This window comes from Kitasatospora sp. P5_F3, assembly GCF_054049135.1.
The window spans coordinates 64608-84107 of the sequence record NZ_JBFUMY010000023.1; the positions used below are offsets into that span (position 1 = coordinate 64608).

General features: G+C 69.2%; 16 protein-coding genes. 7 read left to right on the forward strand and 9 right to left on the reverse strand.

Annotated features, from left to right (window positions below; translation table 11 throughout):
• Positions 1-120: 120 nt before the first annotated feature.
• A complete protein-coding gene (locus ACXJMZ_RS16100) occupies positions 121-1752 on the forward strand; it encodes an alpha-L-fucosidase (RefSeq protein WP_457030721.1) in 1632 nt (543 codons plus the stop codon).
• A 115-nt stretch (positions 1753-1867) separates the two neighbouring features.
• A complete protein-coding gene (locus ACXJMZ_RS16105; RefSeq protein ID WP_457030722.1) occupies positions 1868-3664 on the forward strand; it encodes an alpha-L-fucosidase in 1797 nt (598 codons plus the stop codon).
• A 29-nt stretch (positions 3665-3693) separates the two neighbouring features.
• Here the strand turns inward: ACXJMZ_RS16105 and ACXJMZ_RS16110 are convergent, their stop codons facing one another.
• The 4 genes from ACXJMZ_RS16110 to ACXJMZ_RS16125 all read right to left on the reverse strand — a co-directional run bounded on the left by ACXJMZ_RS16110 (position 3694) and on the right by ACXJMZ_RS16125 (position 9073).
• Entirely contained in the window at positions 3694-4287 is a 594-nt protein-coding gene (locus ACXJMZ_RS16110) for an NADPH-dependent FMN reductase (protein WP_457030723.1), read from the reverse strand.
• 146 nt (positions 4288-4433) lie between these two features.
• Positions 4434-5903 carry an MFS transporter gene (locus tag ACXJMZ_RS16115; protein ID WP_457030724.1) on the reverse strand — a complete coding sequence of 490 codons (1470 nt, stop codon included), beginning with the start codon at positions 5901-5903 and terminating at the stop codon, positions 4434-4436.
• A gap of 75 nt (positions 5904-5978) precedes the next feature.
• The gene (locus tag ACXJMZ_RS16120) at positions 5979-7751 is read right to left on the reverse strand and encodes a S9 family peptidase (protein ID WP_457030725.1); all 1773 of its coding nucleotides are present in this window, start codon (positions 7749-7751) and stop codon (positions 5979-5981) included.
• On the reverse strand, positions 7748-9073 hold the full coding sequence (locus tag ACXJMZ_RS16125; protein WP_457030726.1) for a M20/M25/M40 family metallo-hydrolase: 1326 nt from the start codon (positions 9071-9073) through the stop codon (positions 7748-7750). The genes ACXJMZ_RS16120 and ACXJMZ_RS16125 overlap by 4 nt, the downstream gene beginning before the upstream one ends.
• Positions 9074-9155: 82 nt before the next feature.
• Between ACXJMZ_RS16125 and ACXJMZ_RS16130 the strand changes: the two genes are divergently transcribed.
• From ACXJMZ_RS16130 to ACXJMZ_RS16150, 5 genes are all read left to right on the forward strand, one after another.
• Complete coding sequence (locus ACXJMZ_RS16130) at positions 9156-9698, forward strand: ArsR family transcriptional regulator (RefSeq protein WP_457030727.1); 543 nt, start codon at positions 9156-9158, stop codon at positions 9696-9698.
• 212 nt (positions 9699-9910) lie between these two features.
• Positions 9911-10582, forward strand: a complete 672-nt coding sequence (locus ACXJMZ_RS16135) for an SDR family oxidoreductase (RefSeq protein ID WP_457030728.1) — start codon at positions 9911-9913, stop codon at positions 10580-10582.
• Positions 10583-10954: 372 nt separating this feature from the next.
• On the forward strand, positions 10955-12034 hold the full coding sequence (locus ACXJMZ_RS16140; protein WP_457030729.1) for a helix-turn-helix transcriptional regulator: 1080 nt from the start codon (positions 10955-10957) through the stop codon (positions 12032-12034).
• Positions 12031-12846, forward strand: a complete 816-nt coding sequence (locus ACXJMZ_RS16145; protein ID WP_457030730.1) for a class I SAM-dependent methyltransferase — start codon at positions 12031-12033, stop codon at positions 12844-12846. Before ACXJMZ_RS16140 ends, ACXJMZ_RS16145 begins: the two co-directional genes overlap by 4 nt.
• A gap of 3 nt (positions 12847-12849) precedes the next feature.
• Entirely contained in the window at positions 12850-13512 is a 663-nt protein-coding gene (locus ACXJMZ_RS16150) for an O-methyltransferase (protein WP_457030731.1), read from the forward strand.
• 121 nt (positions 13513-13633) lie between these two features.
• On the opposite strand, the gene ACXJMZ_RS16155 is transcribed toward ACXJMZ_RS16150, so the two are convergent.
• From ACXJMZ_RS16155 to ACXJMZ_RS16175, 5 genes are read right to left on the reverse strand one after another with little or no spacing between them, the layout of a single operon-like run.
• The gene (locus tag ACXJMZ_RS16155) at positions 13634-14728 is read right to left on the reverse strand and encodes an HAD-IIIC family phosphatase (protein WP_457030732.1); all 1095 of its coding nucleotides are present in this window, start codon (positions 14726-14728) and stop codon (positions 13634-13636) included.
• Positions 14725-15864, reverse strand: a complete 1140-nt coding sequence (locus ACXJMZ_RS16160; RefSeq protein ID WP_457030733.1) for an acyl-CoA dehydrogenase family protein — start codon at positions 15862-15864, stop codon at positions 14725-14727. Before ACXJMZ_RS16160 ends, ACXJMZ_RS16155 begins: the two co-directional genes overlap by 4 nt.
• Positions 15857-16153 carry an acyl carrier protein gene (locus ACXJMZ_RS16165; protein WP_457030734.1) on the reverse strand — a complete coding sequence of 99 codons (297 nt, stop codon included), beginning with the start codon at positions 16151-16153 and terminating at the stop codon, positions 15857-15859. The genes ACXJMZ_RS16160 and ACXJMZ_RS16165 overlap by 8 nt, the downstream gene beginning before the upstream one ends.
• Entirely contained in the window at positions 16150-17004 is an 855-nt protein-coding gene (locus tag ACXJMZ_RS16170) for a 3-hydroxyacyl-CoA dehydrogenase family protein (RefSeq protein ID WP_457030735.1), read from the reverse strand. The genes ACXJMZ_RS16165 and ACXJMZ_RS16170 overlap by 4 nt, the downstream gene beginning before the upstream one ends.
• Positions 16989-19499: a type I polyketide synthase gene (locus ACXJMZ_RS16175; protein ID WP_457030736.1), complete on the reverse strand. Its 2511-nt coding sequence runs from the start codon at positions 19497-19499 to the stop codon at positions 16989-16991. The genes ACXJMZ_RS16170 and ACXJMZ_RS16175 overlap by 16 nt, the downstream gene beginning before the upstream one ends.
• Position 19500: the final 1 nt, after the last annotated feature.

The window sequence follows — 19500 nt, forward strand, 5'->3', positions numbered from 1 at the left end:
CATCAGACCTCTGGACGCCCACACCCGGGCCTCCTATAAATTCATCCCATGCATGATGGCTGTCGGACGCCCGCCGCGGGACCGATCCCCATCCGCCCCGTACACACGCGAGGAACCACCTTGCCGCACCCGAACTCACCGGACCCACGGCGCTTCCCCCGCCGCACCGTGCACCTCGACTTCCACACCGGTCCTGACATCCCCGGCGTCGGGCAGGACTTCGACCCGACGGCCTTCGCCCGGTCCTTCCAGGACGCCCACGTCGACAGCGTCACCGTCTTCGCCAAGTGCCACCACGGCCACCTCTACCACGCGACCGACCGGCCGGAACGACACCCCGGCCTCGCCCCCGATCTCGACCTGCCGGCCGAACAGATCGACGCGCTGCACGCCGTGGGCATCCGCGCGCCCATCTACCTGTCGCTCCAGGTCGACGAGTACGCCGCACGCGAGCACCCCGAGTGGATCGCGCACGGCGAGGAGCTGAAGATCGCCCGCTGGACCACCTCGGCGTTCGAGGCCGGCTGGAACGTCCTGGACATGTCCAGCCCCTACGCGGACTACTTCGCCGACCAGTTGGACGAGGTCCTGCGACGCTTCGCCCCCGTCGACGGGATCTTCGTCGACATGTGCTGGGACCAGCAGAGTGTGAGCCGCTGGGCGATCGACGGCATGCGCCGCGACGGCCTCGACCCCGCCGACGCGGACCATCGGGCGCGCTACGCCCGCACGGTGGCCCGACGCTACATGGCCCGGTACTCCGCGATGGTGGAGAAGGCCCTGCCCTCGGATGCCGCCATGGGCATCTGGTTCAACAGCCGGCCCAAGACGGGGCTGCTGGAGGAACGGCAGTTCGTGCGGCACGCCGAGATCGAGGGGCTGCCCACCGGCGGCTGGGGCTACACCTTCCTGCCCTACGTGTCCCGCTTCGTCCGTCCGCTGGGGCTTCCCGCCCTCAGCCACACGGGGCGCTTCCACGAGAGTTGGGGGGACAACGCCGCCCTCAAGCCCAGGGCCGCACTGCTCTACGAGTGCAGTCAGATGCTCAGCCAGGGGCTCACCAGCGGCGTGGGTGACGTGCTGCCCCCCCGGGGCGCGCCCGCTCCGGCGGTGTACGAGCTCATCGGCTCGGTCTACGGGCACATCGAGAGGTGCGAACCGTTCCTCGACGGGGGACGGGTCCTGAGCGAGGTCGCCTTGGTCGCCGACCCCGCTTCCGGCGACAACCCCGGCGCGAGCAACATCGGTGCGGTACGGGCCCTGCAACAGCTGCGCGTGCAGTTCGACGTGGTCGGCCCGACGACGGAACTGACGGAGTATCGGGCCGTCGTCGTGCCGGAGGCGACCAAGGTCGACGACGCGCTCGCGGAGCGCCTGCGAGAGTACCGCCAGGCCGCCGGGGCCGTGCTGCTGATCGGGCCCGCCCTGCTCAGGAACGGTACCGAGCCGACCCTCGCCGACCCTCGCCGACCTGCTGGAGGCGTTCCACCAGCACGGGATCGAGACGTACCGTCACCTGCTCGGCGCTGCCCTGGACCGGCTCGTGACCAGCGTGGTCCGCACGCCCACGGGCACCGTCGTGCACCTGATCAGCTTCGTCCCGGCGCGCGAGACCCCGGAACTCGACCTGGTGCACGACCCGTTCCCCCTGGTCGACGTACCTCGCCACCGCCCCCCACGCCGTACGGCTGCAACCTGCCGGTCAGGAGCTCTCCTGGCACCACGACGGCGAGTACGTCCACGTGCGCGTGACCACCCTGGACGGGCACGCCATGGTCGTGGTCGACCACGACTGAACCTCGTTCGGCCGGGCGGGCCGAACTGCCCCCACCCCTACCCCCACCCGCACACACAGCAGGAGCCGCACATGTCCTCCTCCCCCCTGAGCCGTCGTCAGCTGCTCAAGGCCGCCACCCTTGCCGGCGGAGCGGTGGCCTTCGGCCTGCCGCAGACCCTCTGGGCCTCCCCTGCCGAGGCGTACAACGTGTCCTCCAAGATGGCCTGGTGGTACGAGGCCCGCTTCGGCATGTTCATCCACCTCGGGTCGTACAGCTACCGCGGCCACGGCGAGTGGGCGTTCTCCACCGAGAACTGGCACAAGGCCGACTACCAGGCCCAGGTCACGGCACCGTTCAACCCGTCCTCCTTCAACGCCGACACCATCGCCGACCTCGCGCTGAACGCGGGCATGAAGTACCTGGTGATCACCGCGAAGCACCACGAGGGCTTCGCCATGTACGACTCGAAGGTGGCGAGCTTCACCGACACCACCGGCGGCAAGCCCTACACCCTGCCCCGCTACACCGCCTACCAGTCGGACCTGCTGGCCGCCCTCAAGAAAGCCTGCGACGCCCGCGGCATCAAGTTCGGCCTCTACTACTCGATCATGGACTGGAGCCACTCCTCACAGACCGTCAACCAGAACACGAACTTCACCGACATGGCGTCGATGAGTGCGCGCTCCGCCTACATCACCGACATGAAGGCCCAACTGCGGGAGCTCCTCACCAGGTACGACCCCGCCGTCCTGTGGTTCGACGGCGACTGGTGCGGCAACCCCTCCACCCCGACCCTCACCGACTGGTGGACCCAGTCCGACGGGATCGACCTCTACAACTGGCTGACCGCCCTCAAGCCCACCCTGGTCGTCAACGAGCGGGTCAAGCGGGACGTGGGGCTGGGCGACTTCGCCTGCCCGGAGCAGACCGTGCCGGCCGAGCCGCTGGGCCGCCCGTGGGAGACCTGCGCCACGATGAACGGCCAGTGGGGATACACCGACTGGGCGGAGAACTCCTACCGGTCCGTCCGGTCCGTGGTCCAGGAGCTGGTCACGGTGGTCTCCCGGGACGGCAACTACCTGCTCAACATCGGCCCCAAGGGGGACGGTACGCCCACACCCGGGTCCGTCGCCGTCCTCCAGTCCGTCGGGAGCTGGATGGCCACCCACCGCGACAGCATCCACGGCACCAGTGGGAGCCCCTTCACCGCCGAGCCGTCCTGGGGGAAGTTCACGAAGAAGCCGGGCAAGCTCTTCGCCCACGTCTTCACCTGGCCGTCCAACGGCACCCTGCAGATCCCGCTGATCCAGAACACGATCAGCCGCGTCTACCTGATGAACAACCCGACGGCCTCGCTCCCGTACACCGTCAGCGGCGGCTCCATCAACGTCTCGGTGCCGTCCGGCGTCCCCGACGCCAACGACTCGGTCGTGGTCGTCGAGGTCACCGGTATGCCGGCCGTCGTCGCCGACGGCGTCTACGAGCTGGTCTGCGTCCGCAGTGGCAAGGCCCTGGACAACGCCAACACCTCCGCCGCCGGCAGCCCGGTGATCCAGTGGACCGTCAACGGCGGTTCACCCCAGCAGTGGCGGGTGACCGGCCTCGAAGCGGGCCGCTACAAGCTGGTGAGCCTCCGCAGCGGACTCGCCCTCGACAACGGCGGCAGCACCGCGGCCAACACCCCCGTGGTCCAGCAGACCGACAACGGCAGTGCCCAGCAGCAGTGGAGCTTCACCGCACTCGGCAACGGCAACCACCAGCTCACCAACCGCCTCAGCGGAATGGTCCTGGACAACGCGAACACCGGCGTCGACGGCAGCTCCGTGATCCAGTGGAGCGCCAACGGCGGTTCACCCCAGCAGTGGAACCTGGTCAAGGTCGGCTGAACCGTGGCGTGGTGTGCCGGTGGCAACGGTCACCGGGCGCTCTCCGTCCTGGCTGTCGCGAGGACGCGCATCGTGGCGAACTCGACGACTTGCGCCGCTATTTCCTCCAGCTGTTCCTGGACATGGGCGTCCTTGCAGGCTCCGGCGGGTGAGAAGCGTGCCGACGACGTGTTGATCGCGGCGCCCAACGGTGTGGGCCAGCCGCGCAGCGCATGGGTCACGTCGCGCAGCGCGGCGAGTGTGGAGACGGCGCCCTGCCAGCCGTGGGCGACCGCCACACATCCGACAGCCCGTTCGCTGAAGTAGGGACGTCTGTCCTCGTGCAGTTCCTCGACGTGGTCGAGGGCGTTCTTCACCAGGCCGGAGATCCCGCCGTGGTAGGCGGGGCTGGCCAGCACGAGACCGTCCGCGCCGGCTATGGCGGACAGCAGCCGTCGGGCCTGCGGTGCGGTGGCGCCGTGCCGGGGGTCGTACATCGGCATGGCCAGTTCGGGGCCGCCGATCAGTTGCACTGATGCGCCGCGTCGTTGCGCCGCGTCCAGTACCACCCGCAGGGCCTGCTCCGCGGTTGATCCGGGCCGGCTCGAACCGCCGACACCGACCACGTTCACGATCCGGTGCACTGGGGTTGCGCCTCCTTCGCTTTCGGGTACCTGAGGGTGTCTGCGGTCTGTCAACCTTTCGCCGAACATTCATAAGTAAAAGGTGATTCCACCCGTGCACGGTGAACACGAAGTGGAATCACCTTTTACTTATTCATTTCAGAAGATCAGACGGCCGATGTCACGCCGTCCTGCCTCTGGGGCTCCTCGACAGCCGGAACCACCGGGTTTCGCCTGAAGTTCAGCACAACCAGCACGATCAGCACGATGCCGGCCACGGTGGCCCACATCGCGGATCGCACACCGTCGGCGGTGGCGACGCGCAGCGCCTCACCGGTCAGACCTTCGTGACCGGAGTTGGCGATCGCCACCAGAACGGCGAGGCCGACCGCGGCACCGACCTGCTGGCCGGTCGCCGCGACACCCGAGGCGATGCCCTGGTCCTCTGCCGCGACCCCGGTGGTCGCCGCCGCGTACATCGCGGTGAACACGGTGCCCTGACCGAGGCTGAGGATGAGCACACCCGGCACCAGTTGCAGGTACGAACCGTTCGGCGAGACGGAGAAGGCGAAGGCCACGGTACCGACGAGACCCATGAGGAGCGCGCCGGTCAGCGTGGCACGCACCCCGAAGCGGGTGGCCAGCTTCCCGCCGGACAGGTTGCCGATGAGCACCCCCACGCACGGCAGGAGGAAGGCGAGACCGCTCTTCGTCGCGGAGTAGCCGTGCACGCTCTGGAAGTAGACGGTGAAGAAGTAGGGCAGCGCACCGAACGTCCCCATGAAGATGAAGGTGACGACGGTACCCGTGCTCAGATTGCGGTTACGGAACAGTCGAAGCGGCAGCAGCGGGTCGCGGCCCCGGCCCTCGATGGTGATGAACACGGCGAGCGCGGCCACCGCGACGGCCGCGGTGATCAGGATCGTCGGCGAAGTCCAGCCCGACACCGGCGCCTGGACGAGGGTGAACACCAGCAGCGTCGAACCGACGGTCGCGGTCAGCGCACCGGGCAGGTCGAACTTGCGCCCGGAGGCGGCCTGGTCGGTGTCCTTCGGGATGATGAAGAACGCGAGCAGCATGGCACCGCCGGCGAGCGGGACGTTGGCGAAGAAGATCGATGCCCAGCCGAACGCGCCCGTCAGCACGCCACCGAGCAGCGAACCGAGGATCATGCCGCTACCACCGGCACCGCCCCAGATCGCCAGTGCACGGTTGCGCTCGGGGCCTTCGGCGAAGGTCGTGGTGACCAGTGAGAGCGTTGCGGGGGCGAGGAAAGCGCCACCGATACCCTGCACCGCACGCGCGATGATCAAGGTCGTCGGGTCGCCCGCGAGCCCTCCGGCGAGCGAGGAAGCCGCGTACAGGAACAGGCCGAAGGTGAACATCCGACGGCGTCCGAACAGGTCTGCCGCACGGCCGCCGAGCAGCAGGAAGCCGCCGAAGGCGACGGCATAGCCGCTGACGACCCACTGGAGGGTCTGTGCGGAGAAGCCGAGGCCGGTACGGATCTCGGGCAGTGCCACGAAAACGATGCTGTAGTCAACAGCGTAGATGCACTGGGCAAAAGCCAGCAGTGCCAGGATCAAGCCGAGGCGTCGGCGGGGTGGCGCTTCCGCGCCGGCGACTGCAGGAGACATTATCTGTTCCTGTCCCTTCTGGGTTTTCGGGTGCTGATCAGTAATGCAGGGCGTAAGGCGGGCTGGTGCCGTGTCTCATGGGTACGCCTTCGGTAGTGGAGGGGAATTCATTGGCTTGAGGTAATCGCGGAACCACTGCACGACAGCGGCGTCGAGTTCGTCCCGTTCATCTCGGTCGTCCGGGAGATGACCGCGGGAAAGGCGGATGAACCGCACGGTCCTGCCCAGTTCGGTCAGCGTCCCGTACAGCTGCTCGGTGCCGCTGATGACGACGGTGGCGTCACCTTCCGCATGTGCCAGCAGCAGCGGTGCCCGGATGTCCGCCGCATGGGTCAGCGGACTCGCTGCCCTCAGCCTCGCCAGGTCCTCCGGGTTGTCGACGTCCCCGATCCACTCCACGACCCGTCGGCTCCACGTCGGGGGCAGGGCCCGGACGTCCGTTTCGAGGTCCACCGGCCCGCAGATCACGACACCGGCCCGCCAGTAGTGCGGCAACCTCGTCAGGCAACTGAGCGCCGCGAACCCGCCGTAGGACATCCCGTGGACACCGAGCCGATCGCCGTCCACCCAGTCCAGGCTTCGTAGAAACCGTGCGGCGGCTTCGAAGTCGGCCAGGTCACCGCCTCCCCAGTCGCGGTAGATCAGCCGCTGATAGGCCAGCCCCCGTCCGGTCGACCCGCGCACGTTCGGTGCCAGCACGGCGACTCCGGCTCGCACCAACCGCTGGATCAACGGGTCGTGGACCGGCAGCGCGGCCCACTCCGGACCGCCGTGAATGGTCAGCACCGCGGGGACGGACCCGGCCGTCGAGCGGGGGCGGTACAGCAGCCCGGATATCTCCAGCCCGTCCGCTCCGGTGAACCAGACCGTCTCCGGCACGACGAGGTCGTCCGGCAGCTCGGCGCTGAAGTCGGTGAGCCGGTCTGACTCGCCGGAGGCCAGGTCCACCAAGGAGAACTCGGTCGCCCGGTCGCCGGCGCCGACCTGTACGAGCAGACGGTCGCCGGCGAACCGCGGCACGAAGCCGTCGTAGCCGAACGGTTGGGAGGCGAATCCGGGCAGTTCGACCGTGCTCTCCCGCGTACACAGCAGCGTGCGCTGGTCCTGGGGCACGGCCCAGACGATCTGCGGACCCACGACCACGTTCTCCACATCGGCATCCGGCGTGGCGATCCACTTCAACGGCCGGCCGGGGACGAGCAGAGCGACCCCGAGGAAGTCACGGCCCTCGGTGGTGCACAGGTAGATCCCGTCCTCGGTCCACCCGCCCGGCTGGTACTTGGCCGGGCCCTCGTGCGGGGTGAGGTGCAGACTCCGGCCGGTCGCGAGATCACAGGCGAACAGGTCCTGGTCGGTGTTCTGATGGAATTTCAGAACGAGCAGGTACCTGGAGTCCGGCGAGAAACAGATCGGCACATACCGGTCGTCGCCTTCCATGACCATCCTGGTCACGCCGGTCTTCAGGTCCCGCACGTAGACGTCGAGGCAGGTGACGTCGCGCGCGCTGGTCGCGTACGCGAGCAGGCGGCCGTCCGGGCTGTACGGCTGGCTCCCGCTCGAGTACGGCACGCCTATCTCGCGCCTGACACCGGGTTCCGCCGCTATCCACTCCAACTCGCCGGTGACCGGGTCGAGTTCGGCCAGCCGGTAGTCCTGGCCGCCGGTCACGTCCGCCACCACAAGGAGGCGGGTCTCGTCGGGCCGCCACGCCAGCCGGGTGACCGCACCGTCGATCGGGAACATTCGCCGCTCCCCCGCCCAGGTCTGGAACCATGGCTGCGGTCGGCCGGACTCGTCGCTGACGTACGCGAAGCCCTCCTTCGCGGGCCAAGCCCCCCAGACGGTCATGATCGCGCCGCCAGTGCGAGCTGGATCGCTGCCGCGGCGACGATCCCACCGCGGAACCGGTCGAGGTCGAGATTCTCGTCGGGTGCGTGGTTGGCCTCGTCGACGTTGGCCAACGGCACGCCGTAACAGGGACAGGAGAGCACATCGCTGAGCACGGCGATCGGCAGACTTCCACCGAGCGAGGGAACCAGCAGCGGCCGTTGCCCGAACGCGGCCTCGACCGCCTGCAGAATCGTCGCCGTGTAAGGGGTCTCGGGTAACGTGCTGGACGGTGCCACTGCCGCGCCGGGCACGAACTCGACGTCGGGAGCGTGCTTCGCGACGTGCCGCCGGATGGCGTCGGCGACCCCGTCAGGTGTCTGGCCGCCGACCAACCGGGCCTCGCATCTGGCAATGGCGACGTCCGGGATCACCGCGCGGTGGTCGCCGGCATCCTCGCAGTTCAACGAGTTCACGGTCAGTACGGGCAGGGCCAGGCGTTCCTGGAAACCCAGCCCGGCCGGTGGCTCCAGGCCGGCCGCCCCGATGGCTTCGAGCGTTCCGGCCAGGTCCACCGGAAGATCCGCCAGCGCGGCGCGCTGACCATCGGTCAACGGCGCGACATCGTCGGCGAAGCCGGGCACGGTCACGGTGCCGTCCGCCGACCGCATGGTGGCCAGCAGCTGCACCAACGCCCACGCCGGATTCGGCGCGACCCCGCCCCAATTCCCCGAGTGCAACGGCCGGTTCGCGCCTCGCGCCCGCAGTTCGAACATCAGGATTCCGCGCACACCGAGGACCACACACGCCCGGCCCGAGTCGTGCACGGGCCCGTCGCTCCAGATCACCAGATCGGGCTGACCGACCTGACGTACGGCCGCCGCCAGGTTGGGGCTGCCGATCTCCTCCTCACCGTCGAGCAACACCGTGACACGGCAGGGAAAGCCACCGGTCAGGTCCCGCAGGGCACGCAGCCCCAGCAGTTGCGCGAGATGTTGCCCCTTGTTGTCGCCCGTGCCACGCCCGTACATCCGGCCGTCACGGATCGACGGCACGAACGGCGGTGTCGTCCACAGGTCCAGCGGCCCGGCCGGCTGCACGTCGTAGTGACCGTAGATCAGCACGTGCGGCCCGGGCCCGTCCGCCGTCCCCACCAGCGCGGGCCAGCCACCGGTCTCGACCTCACGTGCCTGTAAGCCCGACGCACGTAACAGCCGAAGACCGTGGGCCGCGGCCTCGACCATGCCCTCGCCGGTCCGGCTCACGCTCGGCCGGGAGACCCAGTCCGCCAGCTCACTGTCCAGGTCATGGGCGTCCACCCAGCCCCGGAGCTGCTCGATCACAGGCCCTCCAACCGATTGCACAATATGAAATCGATGGTATTCAAGCAAACCGATGCGGGCTTGGCAAGGTACAGTCCTGGATGTGGAAGCGACGATCGAAGATCTCAAAGCACTCGGGCACCCGGTCCGCTGGCGCATCCTGCGGCTGTGCCTGGACCGCGCATTCACCAACAAGGAGCTGTCGGTCGAACTCGAGCTCGCTCCCGCGACCACCCTGCGTCACGTCCGCGCCCTGGTGAAGACGGACTTCCTGGTCGCCGAACCGGTCTGCACCGGTGAGCACGGCGCACTGCAACGGCCCTATCGCGCGACCGCACGCACCCGGGGCCTGATCATCCCGCCCGACGACTCCGGTCTGGCCCAGCAGGTCGACCTGGCCGTTCTGGGCGCCCACCGAACCGAACTGATCGCTGCGGGCAAGGACTCCGGTCGTGGTGCAAAGCGCGGCGTACTGCGGTTGCGGCCCGAGTCCGTGGAGTCGCTCCGCCGCCGGATACAGGACCTGATCGCCGAGTACACCGACGAACCCGACGGCGAGCCGCTGAGCTACCTGTGGTCACTCGCCGCGCGGCCCCAGCTCGACCCCGACCCCCGGGAGAATGGTGCGGGCCCGATTGACCAATAGGTGCGACCGATGCTTGACTCACTGACCATTCGAGTGACGCGCCTGAGGTCACCACGGTGGCCGGCAGGACTATGGCATACGTTGCTTGTCCGAACTTGCACGTCAATGACCGGGCTGGGCCAAGTTGCCGGCACTGATCATTCGGCACGGCACAGGCTTGGCGGGGTAGCGCGACACACCCGCAGCACCGAATCCGGGAAAAGGGGTATCGAATGAAGATTGTCATCGCCGGCGGCCACGGCAAGATCGCCCTGCGGCTGACTCGACTCCTCGCCGAACGTGGCGACTCCGTCGTGGGCATCGTGCGCAACCCCCGCCACGTCGACGACATCAGAGGGGCGGGCGGGGAGGCCGTCGTGCTCGACCTCGAGCATGCGACGGTGGACGAGGTGGCCGCCGCCCTGGTCGGCGCGGACGCTGTCGTCTTCTCGGCCGGCTCGGGCAACAGCGCCACCGCCGCACGCCGGGACAAGATGGACCGGGCCGCTGTCGTGCTCGTCATGGACGCGGCCGAACAGGCCGGTGTACGACGGTTCCTGCACGTCAGCTCCATCAACGTGGGCTGTGCCACCGAGCGCGGCATCGGTGACGGGTACGCCGTCTACCTGCGGGCCAAGCACGCCGCCGAACAGCACATCTTCGCCCGGAACACGCTCGACTGGACGGTACTGCGGCCCGGCGTGCTCACCGACGGAGACGGCAACGGCACCGTCGAACTCACCGCCGGGAACAGGGTCGGGCCGAAGCACGCCAGGTACGACCAGGTCGCCAGGCAAGACGTCGCCGCCGTGCTCGTGGCGCTCGTCGACCGGCCCGACACCGTCGGCCGCATCTACGTGGTGGTCGGCGGCGGGACCCCCGTCGAAAAGGCGCTCGACGTCTAGGACGTGTTCCGTGGATCACGGTCACACAATCCGGGATCGGTGGGGATTCCCGGCGGCACCGCAAGGACTCCGCGAATACTGGTTCCAGTTCGGGCGTCCCGAGTCGGATGCAGATCACGAATACTGACGTTCACTTCTTTTCGCCTGAACAATCGGGCGGGCGAGACGTCATTCACTCACGCACGGTCCGATCCGGACCGTGGGCTCAGCACGAAGGGTCTCATTTAACGACACAGAGGGGGGTTAATTGTTGTGCAGTCAATTGCCAGGACAAGGCCGGCGGCTCGAACCGGCGTCGCGATCGTCAGCAACCGCGCTGTCGGCACGGCTCCGGCGAACGAGTCGGCCGAACACCGATTAGGTGCCGTCGCGGTGACCGACCTGCTGCTGGACGGCTGTCACCACGCCGCACCGGCCGCACGCCAGAAGGTGTTGCGCGACCGGCAGGTGCCCGACGGGCCGGGCCGGCCCTGGTTCGCCGAGATCGGCTACGCGCACTGCTTCGCGTTACTGCTGGCCGGTCAGGTGCGGCACGCGTGCCGGATGGCCGAGAACGGGTACCGGGACGAGGTGGCCGCCGGAAACATCGCGGTGGCCGGTGGCTGGTCGGCGCTGCGCGGCCAGGTCGCCAACGTGGCCACCGCCATCGCCGATGCGGAGACCGCTTCGCGCCTGTTCGACAGCGGCAACTCGTGCCTCGTACCGGCGCCGCGGCTGGCCGAGCTCGCCGTGTTCGGCAACCAGGCCGGAGCACAACAGACCCGGCAGTTCGCCGACCAGGCACCCGAAAGTCGCCTCTGCGTCCCGTGGTTGGCCCTGAGCCAGGCGTGGACCACGGCGGCCGGCGGGGACACCACTCTCGCCGCCAGACAGGCACTCTCCGCGGCCGACATCGCCATGGCCCTGGGTCAGTACGCCGTCGAAGCCACGGCAAGCTACGACGTGGCCCGCCTCGGAAATCCCAACGCCGTACGGCACCGCCTTGCCGCGCTCGCCGACCTGGTGCCGGGGCCGGTCGTGCCGGCCATGGCCGGCGCCACGGCCGCGCTGGCCCGCTCCGATCCCGCAGCCCTGGACCTCGCCACGGCGAACTTCACCGAACTCGGGATGGACCTGCTCGCCGCGGAGACCGCCACCGCCGCAGCCGCACTGGGACACCCGTCCACGCCTCCCGGCGCAGTCGCGGATCCGAACGCACCGACCCCGCTGTTACAGCTCACCGCCCCGCTGGTCGAGCTCACCAGCCGCGAGCGCGACGTCGCGCTGCTGGCCGCCAACGGATTCACCAGCCCCGCCATCGGGCACCGGCTGGGGCTGTCCGCCCGCACTGTCGACAACTACCTGGGCCGCACCTACCAGAAGCTCGGGGTGACCAGCCGCCGCAACCTGGCCCCGCTGGTCATCGGCGACCGTCCACAACCACCCGTCCATGCCGAAGGGAAACAGCGATGACCTCCATGAGCGACCTCGACAAAATCTCGGCCAACCGAGAAGGCTTCAACCTGCGAGCGCGGGCACATATGCAGTCCTCGTACTACGACGTGGAGAGGTTCAGGCAGGGGCACAACATGCTGCGCAAGCTGGAGCAGGAGGAGCTGGGCGACGTCCGCGGCCGGTCCCTGCTGGAGCTGCAGTGCCACATAGGCGTCAACTCGCTCTCGCTCGCCCGCATGGGCGCGCAGGTGACCGGCACCGACATCTCGGACGAGGCCATCGACATCGCTCGCGAGCTCGCCGAGGACCTCGACCTCGACGCGAGCTTCGTCCAGGCGAACCTCTACGACCTGCCGACGGTGCTCGACGGCCAGTTCGACATGGTGTTCACCGGATACGGCACCCTCTCGTTCCTGCCCGACATCAACGGCTGGGCCCAGGTGGCGGCGCAGTACGTCAAGCCGGGTGGCACGCTCACGGTGGTGGAGATCCACCCGATGCTCACGCTCATGGGCGACGTCGACGGGGAACTGCGGGTGGCCCGCTCGCTGTTCCAGTCGAAGCAGGTGCACCACGAGATGTCCAAGAGCTACGCCGACCGGATCGCCGACGAGGTGGAGGTGGAGACGCACAGCCTCTACGGCTGGCGGTGGAGCGTGGAAGAGGTGGTGAACGCGCTGATAGGCGCCGGCCTGACCATCGAGCGCGTCCGCGAGGTTCCGTACGACGCGCGGCAGCGGCTCCCGTTGATGGTGCCCGACGGCGACCACAACTGGCGGATTCCGGGTGACCCGATCCCGCTGTCGTTCGCCTGCGTCGCCAGGCGGTGAGGCATGGCAGACCAGATCGTGGCGACGGCGGAAATCCGCGACTACGTCCGCGCCGTGTCCCTGCGGGAGGACCCGATACTGGCTGAACTCCGGGTGCAGACCGCGGGGTTGCCGGGCGGCTCGGCCATGCAGGTGATGGCCGAGGAGGGCCAACTGCTGGCGCTCCTGGTCGGCCTGACCGGCGCCGGATCGGTGCTGGAGATCGGCACCTTCACCGGCTACAGCACGCTGTGCATGGCGCGTGCGCTGCGACCGGGCGGCACGCTCGTCACCCTTGACCTCGATGGACGGTGGCCGGCGATCGGCGCCGGCTACTGGCAGCGCGCCGGGGTCGCCGAACGCATCGACGTTCGCATCGGTGACGCGACGCAGACGCTCGCCGCCCTCGCGGACGAGCGGGGCGCCGAGAGCTTCGACCTCGTGTTCATCGACGCGGACAAACCCAACTACGGGACGTACTACGAGGCCGCGCTCAAGCTCGTACGGCCGGAAGGGCTGATCGTCATCGACAACACGCTCTTCTTCGGCCGAGTGGTCGACCCGGACCACCAGGACCCGGCCACCGCCGCGATCCGGGCGCTCAACGCGTCGCTGCGCGACGATCCGCGCGTGGATGTCTCGATGCTCACGATGGCCGACGGAATCACCCTCGCCCGGAAGAGATGACGTATCCGTACGGCGGGGAGATGCCCATTGCGTCTCCCCGCCGTACAACGCGTATCGGTGACGAGACGCAGAACGCTCGCCGCCCCGCAGGCGAGCGGGGCGGCGAGCGTTTCGGTATGTGTCAGGTCGTGGCCAGTCGGACCGCGGTGAGACGCAGCGTGCCGGGTGCCGGCCTCGGGACCGGTGTGATGTGCAGTCGTTGCGTCCTGCCGCCGTCCGACGGCGGCAGTTCGGCCAGACAGGCACAGCGCTGGTCGGTGAACCCGGCGAACCGGTACGCGACTTCCATGATCCGGTTCCGTGCGGTCGGCCGGAAGTCCGCGACCAGATGGACGCCGGCCGTCGCCGCCTCGTTGACCAACCAGTTCAGCACGGTGGCGCCGGCACCGAACGAGACGACCCGGCACGAGGTGGCCAGCAGCTTCAGGTGCCACACCGCCGGACCGGTCTCCACCAGCGCGACACCGACCGCGCCGTGCGACCCGAAGCGGTCGCTCATCGTCACCGCGAGGACCTCGTGGCGTGCGTCGTCCAGGAGCGCACGCAGGTCGGCGTCGGAGTAGTGGACACCGGTCGCGTTCATCTGGCTCGTACGCAGTGTCAGTTCCTCCACCCGGGACAGATCACCGGCAGTGGCCCGACCGATCTCCATCACGAGATCCAACGAGCGCAGGAACTCCTCCGACGGCCCGTCGAACGACTCCTGCTCGGCCTGGCGCCGTACGTTCGCCTGGTACATCTGGCGGCGACGGCGCGAGTCGACCGTCACCGTTGCCGGGGTGAACTCGGGCAGTGTCAGCAACTCGGAGACCGACTCGGCCGGGTAGCAGCGCACCTCCGGCAGGTGGAAGGCCACCTCCGCACGTTCGGCCGGCTGGTCGTCGACGAAGGCGATCGTGTGGTGAGCGAACTTCAGTTCGTCGGCGATCTCCCGTACCGACGACGACTTCGGGCCCCACCCGATCCTGGCCAGCACGAAGTACTGGGCGACGCCGAGCTCCTCGAGGCGCTGCCAGGCGGGGCCGTGGTCGTTCTTGCTGGCGACGGCCTGCAGGATGCCGCGGGAGTCGAGATCCACCATGGTCCGGTGGACCTGGTCGTCGATGACCACGTCGTCACCCTCGAGCAGGGTGCCTTTCCACAGCGTGTTGTCCAGGTCCCAGACGACACATTTGACGGTGACGGTCGGTTCGCCGGGTGGCAATGGTCCGCTCACTGCGCCTCCTCCTGCCGGACTGTGCTGTTCCCGGTCGCCAGGGCATGTCTGGCGAGTTCGAGCTGGCATATCTCACTGCTGCCTTCGATGATCTCCATCAACTTCGCGTCCCGGTAGGCCCGGGCGACCACGTGGCCGTCCGACGCGCCCGCCGAGGCCATGACCTGCATGGCCGACGCGGACCCACGCACCGCCTCGGTCGCGCTGACGTGCTTCGCGAGAACGGTGGCGATCACGAGGTCCGGCGAACCCGACTCCCAGCACTCGCCGGCGTGCCGGCACACCGCGGTGGCGACCCGCTCCGCGACGTAGAGCTCGGCGATCCTGCGGGAGACCAACTGGTGCTCCGCGATCGGTCTGCCGAACTGCCGCCGCGTTCTCGCGTGTTCGGTCACCGCGCCGAGACAGCTGCGCAGGATTCCGACGCAGCCCCACGCCACCGACATCCGCCCGTAGGCCAGGGCCGTCGTCACCAGGAACGGCAGCGCCAGTCCGGTGCCGCCGCCGAGGACGTTCGCGGCCGGCACGCGTACGCCGTCCAGCCGCACCTGCGCGTGCCCTGCCGCACGGCAGCCCATCGGGTGCGGGATCTTCTCGATCCGGACCCCCTCGGCGTCCGTCGGCACCACGACCGCCGCCGCGTTGTCGCCCACCTTGCCGATGACGACGACCAGGTCGGCGTAGGCCGCCGCGGTGATCCACGTCTTGCTGCCGTCCACGATCACCGTGTCGTCGACGAAACGCAGTTCGGTGGTCATCGCACCGAGGTCGCTGCCGGCCTCCGGCTCGCTGAAAGCAACGGCCGCGAGCCGGCCGCTGGTCAGCTGCGGCAGGAACGCGGCCCGCTGCTCACGGGTGCCGAGGCGTTGTACCGTCCACGCCGCCATGCCCTGCGAGGTCATCACACTGCGCACAGAGCTGCACAGGCTCCCGGCGTGGGCGGTGAGCCTCCCGCTCTCCTGGCTGCCCAGGCCGAGTCCGCCGTACTGTTTTCCCACTTCGGCACAGAGCACGCCGGCGGCACCGAGTTCACTCAGAACGGTTCGTGGGATCTCGCCGGCGATGTCCCACGCGCCGGCGTTGTCCCCGACGAAACGCCAGATGTCCTCGTGCCCTGGGGAGCGCCCGTCAGACATCGCTGTCTGCGGCAGACTCTGCCTGGAGTCGGCCGACGAGCGCGGCCATGCTCTTGACCGTGAGGAAGTTGGACAGCTGCAGGTCCGGGCCGGCAACCGTCACGGAGTAGCCCTGCTCCAGGAACACGACCAGCTGCATGGCGAGCATGGAGTTGGCGACCCCGGTGGTGAAGAGGTCCTGATCCGCCTCGGGGGTGGTCCGGGTCTGCTCGGCCACGAACCTGGTGATCTCGTCGACGACGGCGTCCACGTCGAAGGGCGCCGTTTCGGTCTGCTGTTCCGGGGTCATGACTGTGCCTCACTGTAGTTGTAGAAGCCACGGCCGCTCTTTCGGCCGAGCTCGCCTCGCCGGACCTTTTCGAGAAGAAGCTCACTGGGGCGGCACCGCTCGTCTCCGGTCCGGGCGTACAGCGCCTCCAGAGCGTCGACGAGGTTGTCGATGCCGATCAGGTCCGCAGTGCGCAGCGGGCCCGTCGGATGGCCGAGGCAGCCCTGCATCAGGGTGTCCACGTCCTCGACGGTGGCGGTGCCGGCACTGACCACCTGGGCGGCGTCGTTGATCATCGGGTGCAGGAGCCGGCTGGTCACGAACCCGGGCGCGTCACGAACCACCACCGCACGCCGACCGATCCGGGTCAGCAGCGAGAGCACCGACTCGACGGTCCGGTCCGCGGTCTGCGGACCGCGGATCACCTCGACCATCGAGATCAGGTACGCGGGATTCATGAAGTGCGTTCCGATGAGGTCACCCGGGCGTTCCACCCACGCTGCCATCTCGTCGATGGGTATGCCGGAGGTGTTGGAGATCAAGGGGGTTCCGGGCCGGACCAGTGCCGACACGGCGGCCAGCACTTCCGCTTTCTGCTCGGGCAGCTCGGTGACCGCCTCGATCACCACTGCCGCGTCGGCGACCTCGCTCAGCGAGAGTGTCGTGCGTAGCTTCGCCGGGGTGCACCCGGCCGGCAGCGCACCCGCCAACTGTGCGTGCCGCAGGCCGTTGGCCGACGCTGCGGCGGCGCGGTCCAGCACGCCCTCGTCAATGTCCACCAGCACGACGGGCAACCCGTGCCCGACGACGAGCGTCGAGATCCCGGTGCCCATGACGCCCGCGCCTACGATGGCAATCAGCGGCTCGTCCATGACGCCTCCTCCATACCCAGGGGTTCGTAACTGCCGGAGTCGGGCCCGATCCAGTACCGGCTCCGCTGGAACGGGTAGCCCGGCAGGGACACCCGCCGCGGTCGCGACGTGCCCCGGAACGCGTCCCAGTCGATGTCCACGGCGGACTGCCACAGCCTGCCGACGGCGTCGAGCAGGGCGGCGAGGTCGGATCGGCTCCCGTCCGCCGGCGGCAGCGACGGCAGTGCCACCAGGTGCTTCGCCGTCTCCTGTCGCGCGACGGTCTCGGTGAGCGTGCTGCCCGGCCCCACCTCCAGCAGGATCCGGCCGGGCTCGCCGGCCAGTTCCCGCAGACCGTCGGCGAACCGGGGCGACTCGCGGAGGTGGCGGGCCCAGTGGGCCGGCTCCGCGGCTTCCTCCGGGCCGATCCAGGTTCCGGTCACTGCGGAGATGTACGGCACCTGCGGCGGCTTGAGCTCGTAGCGCGCCACCCTGGCGGCGAACTCGGACGCGTGCGCGTCCTGTACGGCTCCCGCCCCGGCGCGGGAGCGGATCTCGGCGCCGGCGACCGTGACGTCGATGGCGTCCGCCAGGTCGATCACGCCGGCCAGGCAGGCTGCCACGTACTCACCGTCGCCCTCGCCGATCATCGCGGCGGGGCGTACCCCCCACGACTGCCACAGCTGTGCGAGGGCCCACTGCAGGCTGAAGGCCGCGGCCGCCGTGCCGCGCGGGTCGTCGTGCCCCACCTGCGGACCGTCCCAGCCGGACGGAGAGAGCAGCCCGCGCAGGTCGTACCCGAGCAGTGGCCGCGCCAGTTCGGCACAACGGTCCACCTCCTGGGCAAAGACCGGTTCGCTGCGGTGGATCCCCGAGGCGGCGTCGGGCCGGTACGAGGCGCTGCCGGGGAACATGAAGACCACCTGACGGGCGTTCAGGTCACCGGTGGTGTCCACGGTCCCGGGCCGTGCCAGCGCCCGGAGAGCGGTGATCGCCTCGGCCCGGTCGCGGCACACCAGATGCCGACGGAGCGGGAACCCGCGCCGGCCGACCTGCAGGGTGTGGGCGACGTCGGCGAGGTCGAGGTCGCCCTGCCGGTGCAGGCGGTCGGCGAGGTTGGCGGCCGCGTCCGCCAGGGCCTTTCCGGTACGCGCGGACAGCACGAGCAACTGCCGGTCACGTACCTGCGGAGTGGTGGCTCGCGGTGTCGGCGCCTCCTGGAGCACCACGTGCGCGTTGGTGCCACCGACCGCGAAAGCGCTGACACCGGCCCGTCGCGGCGTCGTGCCACGTGGCCAGGGACGGACGGTGGTGGGCACGTAGAAGGGTGTGCGGTCCAGCAGCAGCGCCGGATTGGGCGTGTCGAAGTTGATGCTCGGCGGGATCTCGCCGTGTTCGAGCGCCAGTACCGCCCTGGCGAAGCCCGCCGCCCCTGCGGCGGCATCCAGGTGACCGATGTTGGCCTTCGCCGAACCGATCGCGCAGAAGCCGCGCTCATCGGTGTTGAAGGCCTTGGTGAGTCCGGCCACCTCGATCGGGTCGCCGAGCGGGGTGCCGGTCCCGTGGGCCTCGATGTAGCCGATGCTCTCCGGCCGTACGCCGGCCACCGTCTGCGCGGTGGCGATCACCTCGGCCTGGGCCTGCATGCTCGGCGCGTTGAACCCGAACTTCGCCGAACCGTCGTTGTTGACCGCGCTGCCGAGGATCACCGCACGGATGTTGTCGTTGTCCGCGAGGGCGTCACTCAACCTGCGGAGCGCCACGACCGTGACACCGTAGCCGGGAACGGTTCCGCTGGAGGCGGCGTCGAACGGCCGGCAGTGGCCGTCCCGCGCGAAGATGCCGCCCGCGACCACCGGGTAGCCGCCGATCAGTGGGACGGGCAGCGCCACTCCCCCCGCCAGCGCCATGTCGCACTCGTGGCCCAGCAGCGCCTGGCAGGCGAGATGGATGGCGACGAGCGACGTGGAACATGCCGCCTGCACGGTGATCGCGGGACCACGGAGGTCGCACAGGTACGCCGCCCTGGTGGCGAGGAAGTCCTTGTCGTTGTACGGGCGTGCGGAGAAGGCCGCCATCGATCCCCGGAACTTCGCGTTCGCCAGGAGGTTCAGCGGCAGGTACTTGTTGGCGAAGCAGCCGGCGTAGACACCGACGGCGCCGTCGAACCGCGACGGGTCGTGGCCGGTGTCCTCCAGGGCGTGCCAGACGGCCTCGGCGAAGATCCGCTGCTGCGGGTCGCTGATCTCCGCCTGTTCCCGGGTGTACCCGAAGAACTCCCGGTCGAAGTGGTCGGCGTCCTCGATGACCGCGGCGGCGGGCACGTAGTCGGGGTGGGCCAGCATTTCCTTCGGCCACCCGGCGTCGGCCAACTGCTGGGTGCTGAACCTGGAGACCGACTCGACGCCGTCGCGCTGGTTGCGCCAGAACGCCTCGATGGTGGGAGCTCCCGGCAGCCGCCCGGCGATCCCGACGACCGCGATCGCCTCCGTCCCGTCTTCCGTCTCGGTACTCACC